At 66.5% G+C, this 535-nt stretch carries 1 protein-coding gene; it reads right to left on the bottom strand.

Annotation, left to right across the window (positions count from 1 at the left end; genetic code table 11):
- Nucleotides 1-535, bottom strand: a 535-nt coding sequence (locus tag ACTJK8_RS32365; RefSeq protein WP_440763212.1) for a HAMP domain-containing protein, incomplete at both ends; no start/stop codon positions are given.

Here is a 535-nt window from a genome sequence, read left to right on the forward strand (position 1 = left end):
AGCTCCAGGATCTCGCCCTTCACGTCGACGGTGATCTTCTTGGACAGGTCGCCGTTGGCCACCGCGGTGGTCACGTCGGCAATGTTGCGGACCTGACCGGTCAGGTTGGCCGCCATCAGGTTGACGTTGTCGGTCAGGTCGGCCCAGGTGCCCGCCACACCTTCGACGCGTGCCTGTCCGCCGAGCTTGCCCTCCGAGCCGACCTCGCGGGCGACGCGGGTCACCTCGGAGGCGAAGGAGTTCAGCTGGTCCACCATCGTGTTGATGGTGTTCTTGAGCTCCAGGATCTCGCCCTTCACGTCGACGGTGATTTTTTTCGACAGGTCGCCGTTGGCCACCGCGGTGGTCACGTCGGCGATGTTGCGCACCTGACCCGTCAGGTTGGCCGCCATCAGGTTGACGTTGTCGGTCAGGTCGGCCCAGGTGCCGGCGACGCCGCGCACCTGCGCTTGCCCGCCGAGCTTGCCCTCCGAGCCGACCTCGCGGGCGACGCGCGTCACCTCGGAGGCGAAGGAGTTCAGCTGATCCACCATCG

Source organism: Methylobacterium sp. 22177 (genome assembly GCF_052045615.1).
GTDB classification, from domain to species: domain Bacteria; phylum Pseudomonadota; class Alphaproteobacteria; order Rhizobiales; family Beijerinckiaceae; genus Methylobacterium; species Methylobacterium radiotolerans.